Below are 17,700 nucleotides of genomic sequence, written 5' to 3' on the forward strand. Positions count from 1 at the left end.
ACCTCCTAAAAAAATGTCGGAGGTCACTTGCCAGACAACCCGTAACGAAAAAGTTTGCAACAGAACCTTCTCGGGGGCACTTCACGTATTCCGTTCGAAGCGTGCGGACCGGGTTCGCATCGTGTGGTGGGACGGCAGCGGGGTTTGTCTTTATTCGAAGACTCTGGAAGATCACAGCTTCTGCTGGCCGGGGATATCGGCCGCGCGCATGCGTCTCGACCACGCCCAGTTGATGGCGCTTCTGGCCGGACTGGACTGGAAAAAGATTCGTCCGGCCAGGGTCAGGCGGCCGTTATCGACGGGCTGAAACCGGCCTGCGGCAAGATGAATCATGCGGCTGGAACGGTTGGGAAAGCGGCTGTTTTTGTGCTCTGTTGCTTGCCATGGTTCTACCGGGTCTTGCCCTTCCCGACGACGTTGATGCGCTGAAGGCGATGATCCTTTCCATGGCTCGCGAGCAGGCTGCAAGCGAGGCCCGGATCGCAGTCGCCGACGCTCGGATCGCAGCATCTGAGGCGGAGGTCGCCCGGCTGAAAGCTGTCGAGAAAAGCGCCAGCGAGCGGATCGCCAATCTCACGTCAATCCTGAAAGTTTTACAGCGCACGCAACATGGCACGCGTTCCGAGCGGCTACGCCTGGCCATCGACGACGAGCAGGCCTCCTTTGCCTTCGAAGAGGTCGAGACCGGCCTTTCGGAAATCCGGAGCGAACTCGACCGCGCGGTCGGGAACAAGCCGAAGCGCGCCCCGCGTCCGCGCAAGGGCTTTGCTGCCCACCTCGAACGCATCGAGGAGGTCGTCGAGCCGGAAATCCCGGCCGACTGCGAGGGGCTTGAAAAGGTTCTGATCGGCGAGGATCGATCCGAGCGGCTGGACGTCGTGCCGCCGAAGTTCCAGGTCATCGTCACGCGCCGTCCCAAATACGCCTTCCGGGGCCGTGACGGCGTGGTCCAGGCTCTGGCGCCGGCGCACATCATCGAAAGCGGGCTGCCGACGGAGCGGCTGCTCGCCTATATCGCCGTCTCCAAATACGCCGACGGCCTCCCGCTTTATCGGCAGGAGGCGATCTATCTGCGCGACGGCGTCGAGATCAGCCGGTCGTTGATGGCGCAGTGGATGGGGCATCTGGGCTTCGAGCTGCAGATGCTTGCTGATTACATACTGGAGCGCATCAAGGAGGGCGAAAGGGTCTTCGCCGACGAGACGACCTTGCCCACCCTTGCCCCTGGTTCCGGGAAAACCACGAAAGCCTGGTTGTGGGCCTACGCACGGGATGACCGACCCTATGGCGGAACCAGTCCGCCAATGGTTGCCTATCGTTTTGAAGACAGCAGAGGTGCGGATTGCGTGGCGCGCCACCTCGCCGGATTCAGCGGTATCCTGCAAGTGGATGGCTACTCGGCCTATACCAACCTGGTCAAGGCACGGGCCAAAGCCGGCAGCAATGAAACAATCCGGCTCGCCGGGTGCTGGGCTCACCTGCGGCGCAAATTCTACGACCTGCACATCAGCGGGGTCTCGCAGGCCGCGACGGATTCGATCATCGCCATGACCGAATTGTGGAAGGTCGAGGACGAGGTCCGCGGCAAGGATGCCGGAAGCCGCGCCGCGCTACGTCAGGAAAAGTCCGTGGCCATTGTCGCGGGTTCTGTTGCAAACTTTTTCGTTACGGGTTGTCTGGCAAGTGACCTCCGACATTTTTTTAGGAGGTTTGTGATGTTCAGAGGCCGGCATTTCGACCGATCGGTCATCCTGGTGTGCGTTCGCTGGTATCTGGCATATGGTATAGCGCGGCGATCTGGGAGAGACCTGCGCGACAATCTGGATGAGACTCTCAGAGCGCGGTCATGGGCAAATTATCATGCTGATTGTCGCTGGCAAGGTTTTCGTCGTTTTCTGATCGTCGCTCCGCGACAAGCTCGTGCATGTTTTTGATTGTCGCGTAGGAGGCGGGCCTGCCGCGCTGGCGTTTGGCTTCCATGGCGGATCTGCGCCGGTAGCTTTCGACATGGTTCTGTTGCAAATTTTTGTTGAACTGAAGCAAGAAGAGATGGCGGGCGGTGCTTATGCGGCGGCGAGGATATCGAACTGCTCGGCCAATGACGGATTTGGGTTGAAGGCGAACCTCGCCTGTCGTTTGCGCATCATGTGAAGCATTTCGATGCCGTCGAGGATGATGCTTGCGGCTGCGGGAGATTTGAAGCCGAGCATCGGCCGAACACGGCGCTTGATCCGCCGATGGTCCTGCTCGATCCGGTTGTTCAAGTATTGGCTTTGGCGGATTCGGATCGGCTTCGGTCGGCGCCTGCAGCGATCCTGCAATCGATGTGTCGTATCGCAGGAAACGATCGCCTCCTGGTTGGTCTGGCTACCATCGATGACGACACGATCGGGACGCCCATGGCGCTCCAGCGCTTTCCTGAAGAAACGCTTGGCCGCCGGCAAATCCCGATGTTCGCTGAAATAGAATTCGACCGTGTCGCCGACGCTGTCGATAGCGCGGTAGAGATACATCCACTGCCCTCGGACCTTGATGTAGGTTTCATCAACATGCCATTTGCCGGTCGCTGCGCGCTTGCGCCGGTTGAAGCGCTCCAGCAGCAAGGGCGAGAAGTGAACAACCCAGCGATGGATCGTCGAATGATCAACGCTAATGCCACGCTCGGCCATCATCTCCTTCAAATCGCGCAGGCTCAGTCCATATGCCAGATACCAGCGAACGCACACCAGGATGACCGATCGGTCGAAATGCCGGCCTCTGAACATCACAAACCTCCTAAAAAAATGTCGGAGGTCACTTGCCAGACAACCCGTAACGAAAAAGTTTGCAACAGAACCCTCGTGGATGCCCATCATCTTCAGCCCTTCATGACCCTCCCCTGCGGCCGCCTGTCCGTCCGGGCGGGTCAAGGGCCGGCGTAGCCGGGCGAAGCTTCACCCTTGCACGCGAACGGCGGGCATGCGGCACCCGGGTTTCCTTTCTCCCTTCTTGCCTTCCCCAGTTTGGCGGCGCGAACCGGCTGTCATGCCAGCGCGGCGCACTTTTTCGAGTTGAGATGACCATGGCAAAGCGCGGGCCGGCGATCTTCAATCTGCGGCACAGTTGAGTGATCGGCGCCGTCACGCGGATGCCACATCCCTGCAGCATCGCGTTCCAGTCTTCGGCGAGCGGCTTCAGCCGCTCAAAGTCACAGGCGAGCTCGCCGGCAAGCTCACGCAGCCTCGACACGAATGCCTCGCCTGTGGGTTGGCGTCAGTGGCCGCTACAAGCCGCGTGTTCGGCCTTCCTGCCAACAGGCGAAGCGCCGTGTCCGTCGCCGGCGACCAACCGCCGCCGGTGCTAGCATACAGCGTGTCGCGCCGGATCCGCTCGATCGCGGCCAGGCTCATGGCGTCGATCGCCGCTTCGGTGACGCAGATGCGGGTGGCCGTCATCGTCCCCAACCGGAACAACACCTTGCCGCCTCCGGCCGCAAAACCACGCCATTGCGGGCCGCGCTCCTCCCAGCCGGTGACGATACCGGCCGCGTCGCTGTGGGCCGCCCACATGCTGCCGCGCGGACCTTCCCTCAGAACGTTCTGAGTGATCGCTGTCCTGATGACCTGTTCGGGAATGTGGCGCTCATCGCGCAGATAGCGCCATGTCGCCGACCCGCGCCACGGCTTGCGTCGCGCCGCCCATCGTTGCGGGACGGACTGGTCGGGTTCGATCTCCCGGGACTGCCGTTTCCATTCGAGCTCACTCGGCACGAATGCCACAAGCGAGGCTACCTGCACGAAGGCTTCCAGGAAATCGCCGCCGTCCAGATGTTGCACCAGTGAATAGACGTCGCCCTTTGCATCCGACAGCGGGTCGAACCATCCCTTGCCCTCATGGATGACGATGATGATATCATCGCCACGGCGAAGCATGGTTACGGCCGCGGTGATGTCGAAGCCCTCGAATATTCCTCGCATGATGTGGAAGAAGCTCACTGGCCCTCGCGTCTTTTATCTGCTTCCTTCCTCACGACAAATATTTGGTATCGGACAACCGGCGGATGAGAACATAGTTTCGCGACGAAGACTTTCAGATCTTCGTTTATTGTTCCGCATGCGAATACTTTGGAACTAGAGCAGAACTTCAGGGAACCGTTCTTCGGAAAGCTTTGAAATGAGTTCGGCGCCGTCCGCCGTCACCACGGCGACCTCCTCCAACTGGAATACTCCGCCGTCCAGTTCGTATTTCGGCTCGACGTGGATGATCATCCCCTCCTGAATCACCTCCTTCGAGGTGGCCGCAATCGAGGGTGGCTCCGTCAGGTTGCGTCCAGACCCATGGCCGATCCGGGATGCGGTTGCACTCGGCAGCCCTAACCCAGTCTGCTTGGCAAACGCTTCGAACACGGCATAGACATCGGCGCCGGTCATACTTGGCTTCATTGCAGACAAGGTCCCAATCGTCATGTTTCGGACCTGCGTGTAGATCCTTTGCTCTTCGTTGGTGGCGCGCCCTGCTTTGGCAATCCGGTTGACGTCGGAAATCGAACCAAACATGCGGCAACCGATATCGACCCAGATGAAATTATCCTTTGCCAGCGCCCGACCGGTTGGCGGGAGACTATAGGCGAAATCTTTGCGTCCGAAACGCACTGGCAGCCATGGAACAGATTCAGCGCCACGCTCGATCAGGTCCATCGTCAATGCCTTAGCAAACTGCTTTTCCGTCATTCCCAGCGTCACGTTCTTCAGGCAATGGTGGAACGCGTCATGCGCAATTTCGAGCGTAAGCCGCTTCTGGGCAATTTCCACCGGTGTCTTGATCATTCGGATTGGCCAAATGAAATCCGCACCTTCTAGAAGCTGTGCTGTATTAAACTGGTCCTTTAGCTTTTCTACTAGACTGAGAGAACCGATGCCGAAACTCTCGAATCCGTAATCCAGCGCAATTCTGCGAAGGTCGGTCTGCCCGAGAACCTCGATCACTTTCTCAACCGCACCCTCAACGAAGCCGGAATACTGCCGGTGCACCAGACCTCCAGGCAGTTCGGGCGTTTGAGAAAATGTCTTCGCTTCGGCAGCGGCTGCCACGACCATCACTGCGTCGCTGTCTTTCCAAACGATCAGAAAATAAGGCCGGGCTTTGGACGCCCAGAACAGAGACTTGTAGCCGCTGAAATATTCAAAGTTGTCTCGGTCTGAGATCACGAACGCATCAACAGATTGTTCTGCCATGCACTTGCGAAGTGTGTCGATGCGTTCCTGGTACTCATCCGCGCGCACGAGAAGCCTATCGTACATGTTATCACCTTGACTGAAACAACAAACCGAATTGTTATACCGGGTATAATAATACTGGTTTGGCCATGAAATGTTCCAAGAGCCAGTGACTACGTTATGCCGCAGCACAAGCCGATGGGCCAATCCCAATGGGCGCGCCGTGGCACGCGGCCTAGACAGCCCGCCACCAGCGCCATCAAAGCGCATACCTTGTTCGGCGCCCTCTGGCCGGCGCGCGGCAAGGGTGCTTCCTGAGACCCAGATTGCACTTCAGCGTAGCGTCGACTTAATCGATTGGTCGATCAGACCTTTTTCCGACCCGTGTCGAATAGCCACAATTTGCAAACCATCGCCTGGCAGCACCAGTGCAGATGTCGCCAAGCAAAAGCTGATTGTCGCGGAAGATTGATGCCCCGCCCTGATGGTCTATACGATGCGTGCATTCTCATTGCCCAAGCACTGATGTCCGCGAATTTTGCGAAACCGATGTCCCGTCTTTTTGATGATATCCGCAATAAAAGTGCACGTCCATCTCACGGATCATACCCGGCGGGGCGGGGCGCCGGATCGCTCCCGGCGACATCTCGGTATCTTCGTCGACCCCATGTGAATCGACACCATCCCTCCGATACCTCTTCTGGCGAAGAAATATCTCTTGGCCCTCGCCAATCCCGAGCAAGATCCTCATTCCAGGTGTTCAACCATCGGGGATCAAACATTGTCTCCACATAACGGACGCCGTGGTCTGGGAGAATAGTCAGGACGTATCGCGAAGGATCCTGAGCTGCACGCCACTCTGCCACAGCAAGAGCGGCACCGCTTGACGGCCCGACAAGCATTCCAGTTTGCCGATGGAAATCGTGGACCTTTTGAACCATTTTCGGAACTGGCACCCAATGAACTTCGTCGCAGAGTTCGAAATTCACGTTGCCCATGGGTATTCCTGCTCCCATCGCGAGAATTTGTTCAAACGTTCCCCTGCACATCTTGCTGATCCGCGCGGCCTGGGCACCAAAAATCACACTTCTATTGTGGTCGACCGCGATTACTTCTAAATCCGGGTTCTCGCGTTGCAAGATGGATGCAATTCCAAAGAGCGATCCGCCGCTACCGACCGTGCCAACCACAGAATGGATTTTTGGCTGTGTTAGGAGGGCTCGCTTCGCAATCGGTCCATAAGAGAGAGAATTCAACGGGTTCGTGTATTGTTGCGGCCAAAAACTATCAGGCATTGATGAGCGCAATGTGGACAACACCTCCAGACGCGCTTGCTGAATCCCACCTTCGCAATTTTTGCTGGTGTGGACAGTATGCAAGGCTGCTCCCAAATTCTCCAGTCTCCAGCGAACGATTTGCGACGTCGGACCGGTAACAAGCGTAAGGCGCAAGTTATATAAAGAACACAGGATAGATAGAGCTAAGGCGAATGTGCCGGAACTGCTTTCAACAACATGTCCACCGGCGCTTAAATGTCCGTTTGCCAGTGCAGTATCGAGAATGTGCTTCGCAGGTGTAAATTTCATTAGATCGAATTTCGCGGCAAGGAGATTGTGCGAGACTTGTATGAATTGCGGCACGGAGAGTGCCTCGACGACGTTCGCACCAAACGGTTTTTTGGGTATATCCATGATTCGATTGCCCTCACTTTACACTTCAAAATAGCGAAACGGCAGAACTACAGCCCCACGGGCCGTCTTGTTCGTTTTACACCGCTGCAGGCCCATGGTTCTTTATCTCCCGATTTAAACGGGCCAGCGACCATGCCGGAGTGACGGCAAGTTGGCACTTGGCATTCTCCCTTCGCTTCTTCAATTGGGGTGCTGAGAAGGAAGGCCGGTAGACAGCTCCCGCAGCTTTGCACTGCATGACTCAAATCTCATGCCAATTCGACTTGGTCGAGGAGAAAGTGAGAATATGATTGCATTTCAATTTTTTAGCCTATCGTATTCACGATGGTGCGTTTGAATGGGCTGGCTGATGCGTGTGCGACTCCAGCCATTTTGTTCCATCCGTCGCGGCCGGCCACCGCAGCCCCAGCCCACAGATTTGTCATGATCTAGTCGCGTCGATTATTTGGCTAACTTGATGACCGGGACGCGCTTGGGGAAGCAAGTCGCCCTACCGCCCCGGCCGGTGCGCTTCCCGAATATGGAAGTTGCCGCTTCTGTCGGATTGTGTTGAAGAAGTCGGCTGATGACGCTGATGACCGCGTGTTCGTTGATCGCCATTTGAGGATGTTCGGAGGCCAGGGCCTCTCACGCCGGTTTCGGCGTCGGCACCGGGATCAGCTTGGCGAGTTTCCGGAGGTTCTGGGCGGCGGCTGCCAAGTGGAACTCGTCTCGGGCGCCATTCGGTCCCCGTAGTCGCAGGCGATCGAGTTTCAGGATGCGTTTGAGGTGCGCGAAAAGCATCTCGACCTTCTTTCCCTCGCGGCGCGAGGTGACATAGGCGTCGATGGCGGCGATATCACGGGCCATGTCGCGCGCACCCTCGTGGATGGAGCGCAGGATCTTGCGGGCTGGAGCGTTCGGACAGCATTGAGGCTTGAGAGCGCAGGCGTCGCAGTCGAGCTTGCTGGCGCGGTAACGCATGAAGCCCTCGTCGTCGACACCGTCGCGGGGTGAGGCGAAGCGCCGACGATACTGCCTGAGCTCCTTGCCGCCTGGACAGGTGTAAAGATCGCGCCTGCGATCATAGCTGAACTCTGCCCGCTCGAAGGTGCCATCGCGGCGCTCTGACTTATCGAAGACAGGGATGTGCGGCTCGATCCCGCGCTCATGCGCCGGCGCGGCGGTTCGGTCGCAAAGTGTGATGCTGGGTGCAGAACGGCGGGCCGCATCTGTTTTCCACTAATGCGACGATTTCGAACTGCTCGGATAGGGGATTCGGATTGAAGATGTACCGCGCCTGTCGTTTCCGCAACGTGGCGACCATTTCGATCTCGTCGGGGACGGCGCCGGCGAAGGACTGAAGCCGAGCATGGGCCGGACACTGCGTTTGATGCCGCGAGGATCCTATTCAATGCCATTGTGAGGTGCCGGCTTTGACCGATTCGGATCGGCCGCGCCGGAAGCGATAGTGCAGGGGGTTGGCCGTGTCGCAGAAGACGTAGCGGCACGGCGGGTCTCGGCTGCCCTTGACCATCCAGTGCCTTCCATCTTCCAGATCACTGGGCGGCCAGATACCAGGACGCACAGCAGGATCACCGATAGGTCGAACTTGGCCGGCCCTTGAACATCACGAGCTCCCCAGAAACCCAAGGGCGCCAATGCCTCGTTTTCGACGATTGTGTTGAAAAAGTCCGGCTTGAAGCCGTTCTAAAGCATTCAGTCTCCTTGGGAAAAGGAGATTGAGTCGATGATGGGCGAGCGGACCGTGATGCAGGAAGCGCTGTTCTACGAGTTCAGCATCGAACGTCACGTGCCATCAGACCATCTGCTTCGCTCGATTGATCGGTTCGTCGACCTGTCCGCGCTGCGCTCGCATCTGCGGCCGTTCTACAGCGAGATCGGCCGGCCCTCGATCGATCCGGAGCTAATGATTCGGATGCTGATCGTCGGCTACTGCTTCGGTATTCGTTCCGAGCGCCGGCTCTGAGAGGAAGTGCATCTGAATCTCGCCTATCGTTGGTTTTGCCGGCTTGGCCTGGAGGGTGATGTCCCGGACCATTCCACTTTCTCCAAGAACCGGCACGGCCGCTTTCGCGACAGCGATCTGCTGCGCGAGTTGTTCGAGACTACGGTGCGCCGGTGCATCGAAGAAGGTCTCGTCGGCAACGAGGGCTTCGCCGTCGATGCCAGCCTCATCAGAGCGGACGCGAACAAGCAGCGTTCAGCCGAGGGATCGGAGCAGGTCGACTGGGAGACGATGGCGGCAACACGCCGCTCGGTACAGGAGTATCTCGACACGTTGGACGATGCCGCGTGGGGTGCAGCGAGCGAGGTGAAGCCGAAGTTCGTGTCGAGGTCCGACCCGGCGGCGCAGTGGACCGGAGCGATGAAGGGTCACGTCGCGCCTTCATAAATGCGCTTCACGGCAATGTCGCTCGGGCTCTCTGGCGGAGTGTGGTCGGCGTTGCCGTCTAATCTCGTCGAGCGATGGGGTGAGAAGCGCATTATCTTAGATTTCTATCGGCCACCCAAAACGACACCTGGCCCAATGAATGAACGACACTACCGTTGTGTTTGTCACGTTTGCGACAAGTGCTATTCGAACCGACTCAGACCTTCTCATTAAGCCGTTGAATATCTTCCAGAAAGATACCTCTTAGGTCTTTCTTTGGAGTTGGCACGATTTTTGAGGCTTTTCTCGTAAGGCGGTAGCAAATCCCGCCGATTTGATGTCGTGGGCAGCGGGCAGCAAACGTAAGTCTCACTTAGGTATTCAATTAAATGGCGAGGTTTACCATGCGCGCAACAGAAGGATGCGGTGAAGCTATCGGTCATCATGGCGAACTCGTTCAAGGCATTTTTGAGGACCAATATGCTCGTCTGCACCGTGGCCTGATATCGCTGCCTTGCCGCCACCTCAAGTCGAAAGCCAAGTTCAAGACGAACGGCGAAGAGAGGTTGTCCGTTACCCCACGGCATTGCGAAAAGGCAAAACGCGCCGTGGAGCTCGCGCTCAAGACATTCGCCCGGATCACGATTGGCGGACATCTGACAATAGAAAGCAACATCCCCATTGGGCGCGGCATGGGCTCATCTACCGCTGATGTGCTCGCCAGCATCTTGGCCGTTCTCAATTACCTGGACCTCCAATCAACACCTCATCGCGTAATGGAAATTGCGGTAAGTGCGGAGACGGCATGCGATTCGACGCTGTTTTCGCAGCAAGCGGTGCTCTTCGCACATCGCGAAGGATTTGTGATAGAGTCGTTCAGAAAGCCGCTTCCGGCGATCGACTTCATCAGCATAGACACAACTCCCAGCCAAACTGTTGACACCCTTTTATTCAAGCCGGCTCAGTATAATCCGTTTGAGATCGGAGTCTTTCGGCCGCTCCGGAGTGTTATGCGGAGAGCGATCAACGAGTCCGATCTTCGTCTGCTTGGCCGAGTTGCTACCGCAAGCGCTCTAATAAACGAGAGATTCCTCCCAAAACCCCGCCTGTCCGATATCGAAGCGATTTGCACTCGCCATCGCGGTCTAGGCGTACAGGTTGCTCACAGCGGGACAGTTGTCGGCATAATGTTCGACCCAGCGAACGAAAGAAGCCCCGAAAGCATGGATCTAGCGATGCGTGACCTGACAGAGTTAGGTTTAGAGACTTCGATCTTCCGGCACTGAATCGGACCTGGGAGCAACACAAAGTGATGAGCCGAGTTCTGATGCGCAACCTGGAGGATTTTGAGAATCCGAGAATTGTCGAACTGCGAGATGGCCTGTATGGCGCCAGCTTTTTTCTCATGAAGCTTCTACCTGCCCGGTTCATTCTGGAACGGGCTGTGGAGCAAGGATTGCTGAAAACAGGTGCCAACATCTGCGACTCGTCTTCAGGGAATTTTGGGCTTGCCTTGGCCATGCTTTGTGCACAGTACGGCTACAAACTTACACTGGTGAGCGACTCGGCGCTTGATCGGCACCTTCATACACGCCTCGCCCAGCTTAATGTGCACTTGGACGTTGTGGACAAGCCAGCGCGCGGTGGTGGATTTCAGCAGGCGCGCTTGAACAGGCTGAGCGTGTATCTTAAAGAGATACCCGGCAGCTATTGGCCCTCCCATCATTCAAATCCGGACAATCCGCTCGCCTACGCGAAATTAGCGGAGTTGCTCATCGAGAGAGTTGGAAAGATCGACTGCCTGGTTGGCCCCGTCGGGTCAGGAGGCTCCATGTGCGGTACGTCCAAGTACCTACGAGTGCCGTTCCCGGGATTGCATACCATTGGCGTTGATTCGCCCAAGTCAGGTCTGTTTGGGCAACCTGGTAGCAAGCGACACCTCAGCGGGCTGGAAGGTAGCATCGTTCCCTCCAATGTCGATCACAGACACTTCGACGAGGTGCATTGGCTGACGCCAGCAGAAGCATTTCACGTGACTCGCCAGTTACACCGGGACCATGGGCTTTTTATGGGCCCTACCAGTGGTGCTGCATATGGAGTTGCGAACTGGTGGTCACAGAAAAATCCTGGCAAGAAAGTCGTCGCCATCTTTCCTGATGAGGGACATCGTTACGTCGAGACCGTTTATAACGAGGACCGGCTCGCGTCTGTTTCTGGATGGCTTCAATCGATGCGCGAAGACCCAGCGGCTGTCGCTGCGCCCACGGAAAAACTGACGGGCTGGTCCTATTTCGCCTGGGGCAGGCGAACTCGCGATGAAGTGCTTTGCAGCCCGATGGACCATGCGCGCGGACGTTCGTTCCTCCGGTCATCTTCCGGAACCCGCTTGCCTTCGCAGTCGATAAAGCAAAATCCTCTGGAACCGATTGGGGGCGCGCACGGCAGGGCGATCACGCCTACTTCCGAAGCGTGCTATGCGACCCTGAGAGCTTTGTCTCGCTTTGACGACGCCGCAGTCGTCCATTTGAAGCTTGATCCCGAGCAGGAACAGTTTGTGGACCCGTTGCACGTGGTGTTCTCGGAGCTTCGAAATAGCACTTGTTCCGAATTTGAGCATCCCTTCTCGATCGTGGTCAGCGAGGAAGCCGTTGGGTTTTTTGTCCTGCGTGAAAAAAAGGCGGTGCCGGAATGGGCACCACCAGGCGCGATCACGTTGCACAGTCTTCGCGTGGGGCCCGCGTATCAATGCAGTGGATATGGCAAGGCAGCCATGAGACTTGCCGCAGAATGGATCCTAACTACCCGACCAGCGGCCGTCAGCCTCATGCTTGCAGTAAACGTCCGCAATATAATGGCTAGAAAGGTGTATCTAAAATCAGGCTTTCGCGATACAGGCGCCACTTACTGCGGATCAGTCGGAACTCAGAATATCTTTGAGTATATACTTGGCCATGAATGTTAATAGTGAAGCTTGCAATTTTATTGTCGACTTTCAATACCATTTGCACTCATGGCTTTGATGGCTTCAACTGTTAAGTTTGTGACCTCGAAGCATCGCTGATTCTGCATATTTCCTACGTCGAGATGGCAAATAACGTCATCTTAAATGGGATGCATCGCCAATCTGGCATAACTTTCAACAACGCGGGGTCGCATAGGCATCACAAACCCTGTATCGCTCGGGGTTTTTCTTTTAACTACGCTGCGGCACCCGCTTGATGTTGATGAAGCAACCGCCTTGCTAAGCCGGTTTCGCCTTCGGTCAAAATCAGATCAATCAAGTCGTAGCTCGACTTATAACTGGCGTGAGGTTGCGCTTAGCATACCTACTGGGAGATTGCCGAATGACTGGACCAATTACGGTTAGTTTGCACGAAAAGGTACGACAAGAGATTATGCGGCGAGTGATGGAAAACAAATACAAAGTAGAGCAGCCTCTGCCACCCATCGCCGCATTGGCAGAGGAGTTCGGCGTAAGCGTAATAACTATCAAGCGTGCGCTGCGAGACCTTCAGCCTACAGGAATCCTTCGTACCGTCCCTGGACTTGGAATCTTCGTACGAGAGAGACGCAGGTTCATTCGTGACCTAGATTTCTGCGTCATATCGAGTGGAGTTTTTCAGCGATCTAGGCATAGACCGCCGATTCAAATAACATCGGTGACAAGGGAGATAATCCGCGATCCCGCTTTCAAGGAGTTTGATGCACCAACTGGAACAATGCTTTGTATACGAAAGCATATATTAGCCGAGGAGAAGCCAATAATATTCGACACGTCCTACTTGCCGCTTTCTTTAAACGACAAAGTCGTTGACGAGTTTGGAGATAAGCTTGTAAGCGATGCACTGCGCGATCAAGGAACACGCTTTCGGAATACAAGGCTACTTGTTGATGCCGCACCAGCCTCAGAGGCGGCACAACAGGCATTCGGGATTCCTAATGGTTATCCAACACTCCGACGCCTCTACAAGTTAACCACGGTAGACCCTTCCTTCTCGGTCTTTGGAATTGCCGAATCGCCATTTGATCGGCTGGCATACTCGGTAGAATTGGGAAACCGCGGGTCTAGAGAGCGGCCGTGACGCCCAAGTCTGACGGCTGATATTCTACCGTCTAAGGGCCTGGAGGGGGGCGAAGCGACATGGCGAACCGCCAGTGCGTGCGCAGTGCCAAACACGCCGTGGGTTCAGTGCCGGAGCAATACTCCCCAGAAGTGCCGTTTGAATCTTCCTCAGAGCCTTCTCTGATTGGGGTCGTTTAGGTCAAGCCACTCCTGCACTTTTTTCTGGACCGTCCCGTAGGTCACTCGCTTCTCTTCGCGATCGGCGCTCTGGCCGCCGCATGATGGGGTCAGGAGAGCGAGGCGTCTCAATCTGTTTCACGACCTTGCCGAGTTTTGGCCGGCAGGTTCGGGACTCTCAACGAGATCGCCTCGCCCGTCGTCCCCACGGAACGATTCAGGCATCGCCCTTTCGGGCAAAAGCTTTGTTCGTGTTGCGTGTTCCTTTGATCGGTCTCGGTTCACGCCGCCAGTGTGGCAGGCTCCTTTCCAAAGCGGAACTCGGTCGCGTCGGCCCACATACGGTGCAGAATGACCGCCAATTTGCGGGCCACCGCCACACGGGCGCGCGCCATGCCGCGGCGCCTGGCGATGATCATGCCCCAAGCCCTGAGGCTGGACCATTTCTTCGAGCGCACCAGCAGCGTGTGGGCGGCCTCGTAGAGGGCGGTGCGGGCGAGTTCATCGCCGCAGCGGCTGACCCTGCCTTGGATGTCGGTCTCGCCGGACTGGTAGCGCGCCGGCGTCAGCCCCAGATGCGCCCCCACCGCCCGCGAGGAGCCGAACCGCTCCGGCCGGTCGATCGTGGCGCGGAAGGCAAGCGCGGTGATCGGCCCGACGCCCGGCGTGCTCATCAGCCGCCGGCAGACTTCTTCATTGCGGGCGATGTCGAGAACCTGCTTCGTCAGGCGGGTAAACTCTCCCAACATGACGCCGAGGATCGCAAGAAGCGGCTCGACCATCGCCATCATCTGGGCGTCGGCGCCGGCCAGTTCCCGCACGCGGCCGGCAAAAGCGCTGCGCGACGGCAAGCCCAGTTTGACGCCGGCCTCGCGCAGCATCGCCCGCACCACGTTCTCGATCGAACGCATCTCGTTCAGCACCGTGCGGCGGGCAACCAGCAGCGAGCGCCAAAGCCGGCACTGCCGGCTCTTGACATGCACCTGCCGATACCAGCCGGTGCGCATGATCTGCGCCAGCGCGCGGGCGTCATTGCGATCGGTCTTGTTGGGCATGGTCTTCATCGCCGCATTGGCCTGCCGCGTCTCGATGCAGGTCGCCGGCAAACCTTCGGCGTGCAGTCCATCGTGAAGCCAGGCCGTCAGCGAGCACGCTTCCAGGCCGATCCGCTCAAGCGGCAAGCCGGTCCCCTTCAGCGCTTCACACAACGCCTGCGGATCGCTCAACGCTCTCGCCTCCTTCACGATCCGGCCAGTCTCGTCGACAATGCAAATAGAGGTCTCTTCCAAAGACACGTCCAGTCCGGCAAAGTACTTCATGGCTGCTCCTTCCAAATGTTTGTGGCGACTCACATCGACCACGTTTTCACATTTCGACAGGAGCAGCCGCCATCATCTGGCTCGGCAGAGACCCCAATCACCCCATCTGACTCGAAACTCGGCTAGGCACGACGCGGAGCTGCCATGCGGCGAAGCATGAGGCGGATCGACGCGATGAAGATCCACGCCTCGGCGCTGGCGATGGTCGCCTCGAAGTCCTTGGCGAGCCGGCGACAACGTCCCAGCCAGGCGAAAGTTCGCTCGACGACCCATCGTCGCGGCAGCACCTCAAAGCCTTTGGCCGTGTCGGAGCGCTTGATGATTTCGATGGTCCACGTGCCCAGATCGGCCAGAGCCTGCGTCAGTTTTTCTCCGGCATAACCGCCGTCGGCGAATAGATGGCGCAACCACGGGTAAAGCTGTCGAATGGAGGCGATGACGCCGACTGCCCCATCCCTGTCCTGGATATCGGCCGTATGCACCGTCAGCCCGACCAGGTGCCCCTCGGTGTCGGTGATGATATGGCGCTTGCGGCCTTTGATCTTCTTGCCGGCGTCGTAGCCACGCAGACCGGCAACGTCCGTGGCCTTTGCCGATTGGCTGTCAATGACGCCGGCGCTGGGGCTCGCCTCGCGACCGAGGGCGACGCGAGCCGCCGCCACCAGGTGGAAGTTGATTGTCTTCCACAGCCCATCGTCCCGCCAGGCATAGAAATAGCGTTGAACCGTCGAAACCGGCGGGAACCGCTCAGGCAATGCCCGCCACTGGCAGCCCGTCCAGGCGATAAAGAGGAGCGCGTCCACGACCGCCCGCAATTCGGTCGTCCGCGGTCGTCCCGTCGCCTTCGCTCCCGGCAGGAACGGCTCGATCTGCGCCCATTCCTTGTCCGTCAACGCATTTGCATCCCGCTGCCCCGCGCGGCAATATTGCCGGCGGGTGGCCTCCGTCCAACCCATGTTGTGACCTCGCTCAAGTCTAGACAACTCAAGCGAATCACAACGGACGGGGCCACTCAACCAGTTCCCCGCTCAAACCAGAGTTTCGGGTCAGATGGGGTGATTGGGGTCTCTGCCGAGCCAGATGATGGCGGCTGCTCCTGTCGAAATGTGAAAACGTGGTCGATGTGAGTCGCCACAAACATTTGGAAGGAGCAGCCATGAAGTACTTTGCCGGACTGGACGTGTCTTTGGAAGAGACCTCTATTTGCATTGTCGACGAGACTGGCCGGATCGTGAAGGAGGCGAGAGCGTTGAGCGATCCGCAGGCGTTGTGTGAAGCGCTGAAGGGGACCGGCTTGCCGCTTGAGCGGATCGGCCTGGAAGCGTGCTCGCTGACGGCCTGGCTTCACGATGGACTGCACGCCGAAGGTTTGCCGGCGACCTGCATCGAGACGCGGCAGGCCAATGCGGCGATGAAGACCATGCCCAACAAGACCGATCGCAATGACGCCCGCGCGCTGGCGCAGATCATGCGCACCGGCTGGTATCGGCAGGTGCATGTCAAGAGCCGGCAGTGCCGGCTTTGGCGCTCGCTGCTGGTTGCCCGCCGCACGGTGCTGAACGAGATGCGTTCGATCGAGAACGTGGTGCGGGCGATGCTGCGCGAGGCCGGCGTCAAACTGGGCTTGCCGTCGCGCAGCGCTTTTGCCGGCCGCGTGCGGGAACTGGCCGGCGCCGACGCCCAGATGATGGCGATGGTCGAGCCGCTTCTTGCGATCCTCGGCGTCATGTTGGGAGAGTTTACCCGCCTGACGAAGCAGGTTCTCGACATCGCCCGCAATGAAGAAGTCTGCCGGCGGCTGATGAGCACGCCGGGCGTCGGGCCGATCACCGCGCTTGCCTTCCGCGCCACGATCGACCGGCCGGAGCGGTTCGGCTCCTCGCGGGCGGTGGGGGCGCATCTGGGGCTGACGCCGGCGCGCTACCAGTCCGGCGAGACCGACATCCAAGGCAGGGTCAGCCGCTGCGGCGATGAACTCGCCCGCACCGCCCTCTACGAGGCCGCCCACACGCTGCTGGTGCGCTCGAAGAAATGGTCCAGCCTCAGGGCTTGGGGCATGATCATCGCCAGGCGCCGCGGCATGGCGCGCGCCCGTGTGGCGGTGGCCCGCAAATTGGCGGTCATTCTGCACCGTATGTGGGCCGACGCGACCGAGTTCCGCTTTGGAAAGGAGCCTGCCACACTGGCGGCGTGAACCGAGACCGATCAAAGGAACACGCAACACGAACAAAGCTTTTGCCCGAAAGGGCGATGCCTGAATCGTTCCGTGGGGACGACGGGCGAGGCGATCTCGTTGAGAGTCCCGAACCTGCCGGCCAAAACTCGGCAAGGTCGTGAAACAGATTGAGACGCCTCGCTCTCCTGACCCCATCATGCGGCGGCCAGAGCGCCGATCGCGAAGAGAAGCGAGTGACCTACGGGACGGTCCAGAAAAAAGTGCAGGAGTGGCTTGACCTAAACGACCCCAATCAGAGAAGGCTCTCAGTTTGCACCGTAGCCGGCGCGTCCTCACCAATACTCTTTCTGATGGCCGAAAGGGGATGTTGGTGATCAAGCTGAGGGAGATTCGGCTCTTCTCTTCAGCGCGAGGAACATTTGCTCCAACAGCGCAACATAGCGCTGTCCCGTCTTATGGCTGACATTGATGCTCGAGCCGAACTGCGAGTAGTTGACCAACTGCCCCGAATGCTTAGCGAGCAGCCGGACGAACCTTGGCAGTTCGGTCAGCTTCTCGATCTCAGCAATGCCCCGTGGCCGCGAGTCAGAACCGACGTCAGCTAGGACCGCGCGCAATCCTGTCGCCGCCGTTCGCTCTGACGGCTGATCGCCTCGGGAAAGCCCCAAGCTGGACGAGATCGTCACCGACGATCGCCCGTCTTCC

General features: G+C 58.2%; 10 protein-coding genes and 5 pseudogenes. 7 read left to right on the top strand and 8 right to left on the bottom strand.

Annotated elements, in window-relative coordinates; genetic code table 11:
• The first annotated feature begins 13 nt into the window (after nt 1–13).
• A complete protein-coding gene (gene tnpB, locus JG739_RS33180) occupies nt 14–307 on the top strand; it encodes an IS66 family insertion sequence element accessory protein TnpB (RefSeq protein WP_202367930.1) in 294 nt (97 codons plus the stop codon).
• Nucleotides 308–383: 76 nt separating this feature from the next.
• A pseudogene (gene tnpC, locus JG739_RS33185) lies at nt 384–1,640 on the top strand (IS66 family transposase); the annotation flags it as partial.
• A gap of 423 nt (nt 1,641–2,063) precedes the next feature.
• Here the strand turns inward: tnpC and JG739_RS33190 are convergent.
• From JG739_RS33190 to JG739_RS33210, 5 genes and pseudogenes are all read right to left on the bottom strand, one after another.
• The gene (locus JG739_RS33190) at nt 2,064–2,765 is read right to left on the bottom strand and encodes an IS6 family transposase (protein WP_006329070.1); all 702 of its coding nucleotides are present in this window, start codon (nt 2,763–2,765) and stop codon (nt 2,064–2,066) included.
• A 373-nt stretch (nt 2,766–3,138) separates the two neighbouring features.
• Nucleotides 3,139–3,956 (bottom strand): annotated as a pseudogene (locus tag JG739_RS33195) (DUF3991 and toprim domain-containing protein); the annotation flags it as partial.
• Nucleotides 3,957–4,109: 153 nt separating this feature from the next.
• Entirely contained in the window at nt 4,110–5,279 is a 1,170-nt protein-coding gene (locus JG739_RS33200; protein WP_199202948.1) for a M24 family metallopeptidase, read from the bottom strand.
• Nucleotides 5,280–5,791: 512 nt separating this feature from the next.
• Nucleotides 5,792–6,886 (bottom strand): pyridoxal-phosphate dependent enzyme, encoded by a 1,095-nt coding sequence (locus JG739_RS33205; RefSeq protein ID WP_199202949.1) that lies wholly within the window; start codon nt 6,884–6,886, stop codon nt 5,792–5,794.
• A 627-nt stretch (nt 6,887–7,513) separates the two neighbouring features.
• Nucleotides 7,514–8,038 (bottom strand): annotated as a pseudogene (locus JG739_RS33210) (transposase); the annotation flags it as partial.
• A 577-nt stretch (nt 8,039–8,615) separates the two neighbouring features.
• On the opposite strand from JG739_RS33210, the pseudogene JG739_RS33215 reads away from it, so the two are divergent.
• The 4 genes and pseudogenes from JG739_RS33215 to JG739_RS33230 all read left to right on the top strand — a co-directional run.
• A pseudogene (locus JG739_RS33215) lies at nt 8,616–9,263 on the top strand (transposase); the annotation flags it as partial.
• 401 nt (nt 9,264–9,664) lie between these two features.
• Nucleotides 9,665–10,546: a GHMP family kinase ATP-binding protein gene (locus tag JG739_RS33220; protein ID WP_199202950.1), complete on the top strand. Its 882-nt coding sequence runs from the start codon at nt 9,665–9,667 to the stop codon at nt 10,544–10,546.
• Nucleotides 10,547–10,572: 26 nt separating this feature from the next.
• Nucleotides 10,573–12,222, top strand: coding sequence for a pyridoxal-phosphate dependent enzyme (locus tag JG739_RS33225; RefSeq protein ID WP_244750043.1), 1,650 nt, complete (start codon nt 10,573–10,575; stop codon nt 12,220–12,222).
• A gap of 382 nt (nt 12,223–12,604) precedes the next feature.
• Nucleotides 12,605–13,342 carry a GntR family transcriptional regulator gene (locus tag JG739_RS33230; RefSeq protein ID WP_199202952.1) on the top strand — a complete coding sequence of 246 codons (738 nt, stop codon included), beginning with the start codon at nt 12,605–12,607 and terminating at the stop codon, nt 13,340–13,342.
• 439 nt (nt 13,343–13,781) lie between these two features.
• On the opposite strand, the gene JG739_RS33235 is transcribed toward JG739_RS33230, so the two are convergent.
• A complete protein-coding gene (locus JG739_RS33235) occupies nt 13,782–14,819 on the bottom strand; it encodes an IS110 family transposase (protein ID WP_199202953.1) in 1,038 nt (345 codons plus the stop codon).
• Between the two features lie 122 nt (nt 14,820–14,941).
• Nucleotides 14,942–15,775, bottom strand: a complete 834-nt coding sequence (locus JG739_RS33240) for an IS5 family transposase (protein ID WP_199202954.1) — start codon at nt 15,773–15,775, stop codon at nt 14,942–14,944.
• Nucleotides 15,776–15,975: 200 nt separating this feature from the next.
• Here JG739_RS33240 and JG739_RS33245 point away from each other — a divergent pair, with 200 nt between their 5' ends.
• A complete protein-coding gene (locus JG739_RS33245; RefSeq protein ID WP_199202953.1) occupies nt 15,976–17,013 on the top strand; it encodes an IS110 family transposase in 1,038 nt (345 codons plus the stop codon).
• 365 nt (nt 17,014–17,378) lie between these two features.
• Here the strand turns inward: JG739_RS33245 and JG739_RS33250 are convergent.
• A pseudogene (locus JG739_RS33250) lies at nt 17,379–17,697 on the bottom strand (DUF4143 domain-containing protein); the annotation flags it as partial.
• Between the last annotated feature and the right edge of the window lie 3 nt (nt 17,698–17,700).

Source organism: Mesorhizobium sp. L-2-11 (assembly GCF_016756595.1).
Taxonomy (GTDB): domain Bacteria; phylum Pseudomonadota; class Alphaproteobacteria; order Rhizobiales; family Rhizobiaceae; genus Mesorhizobium.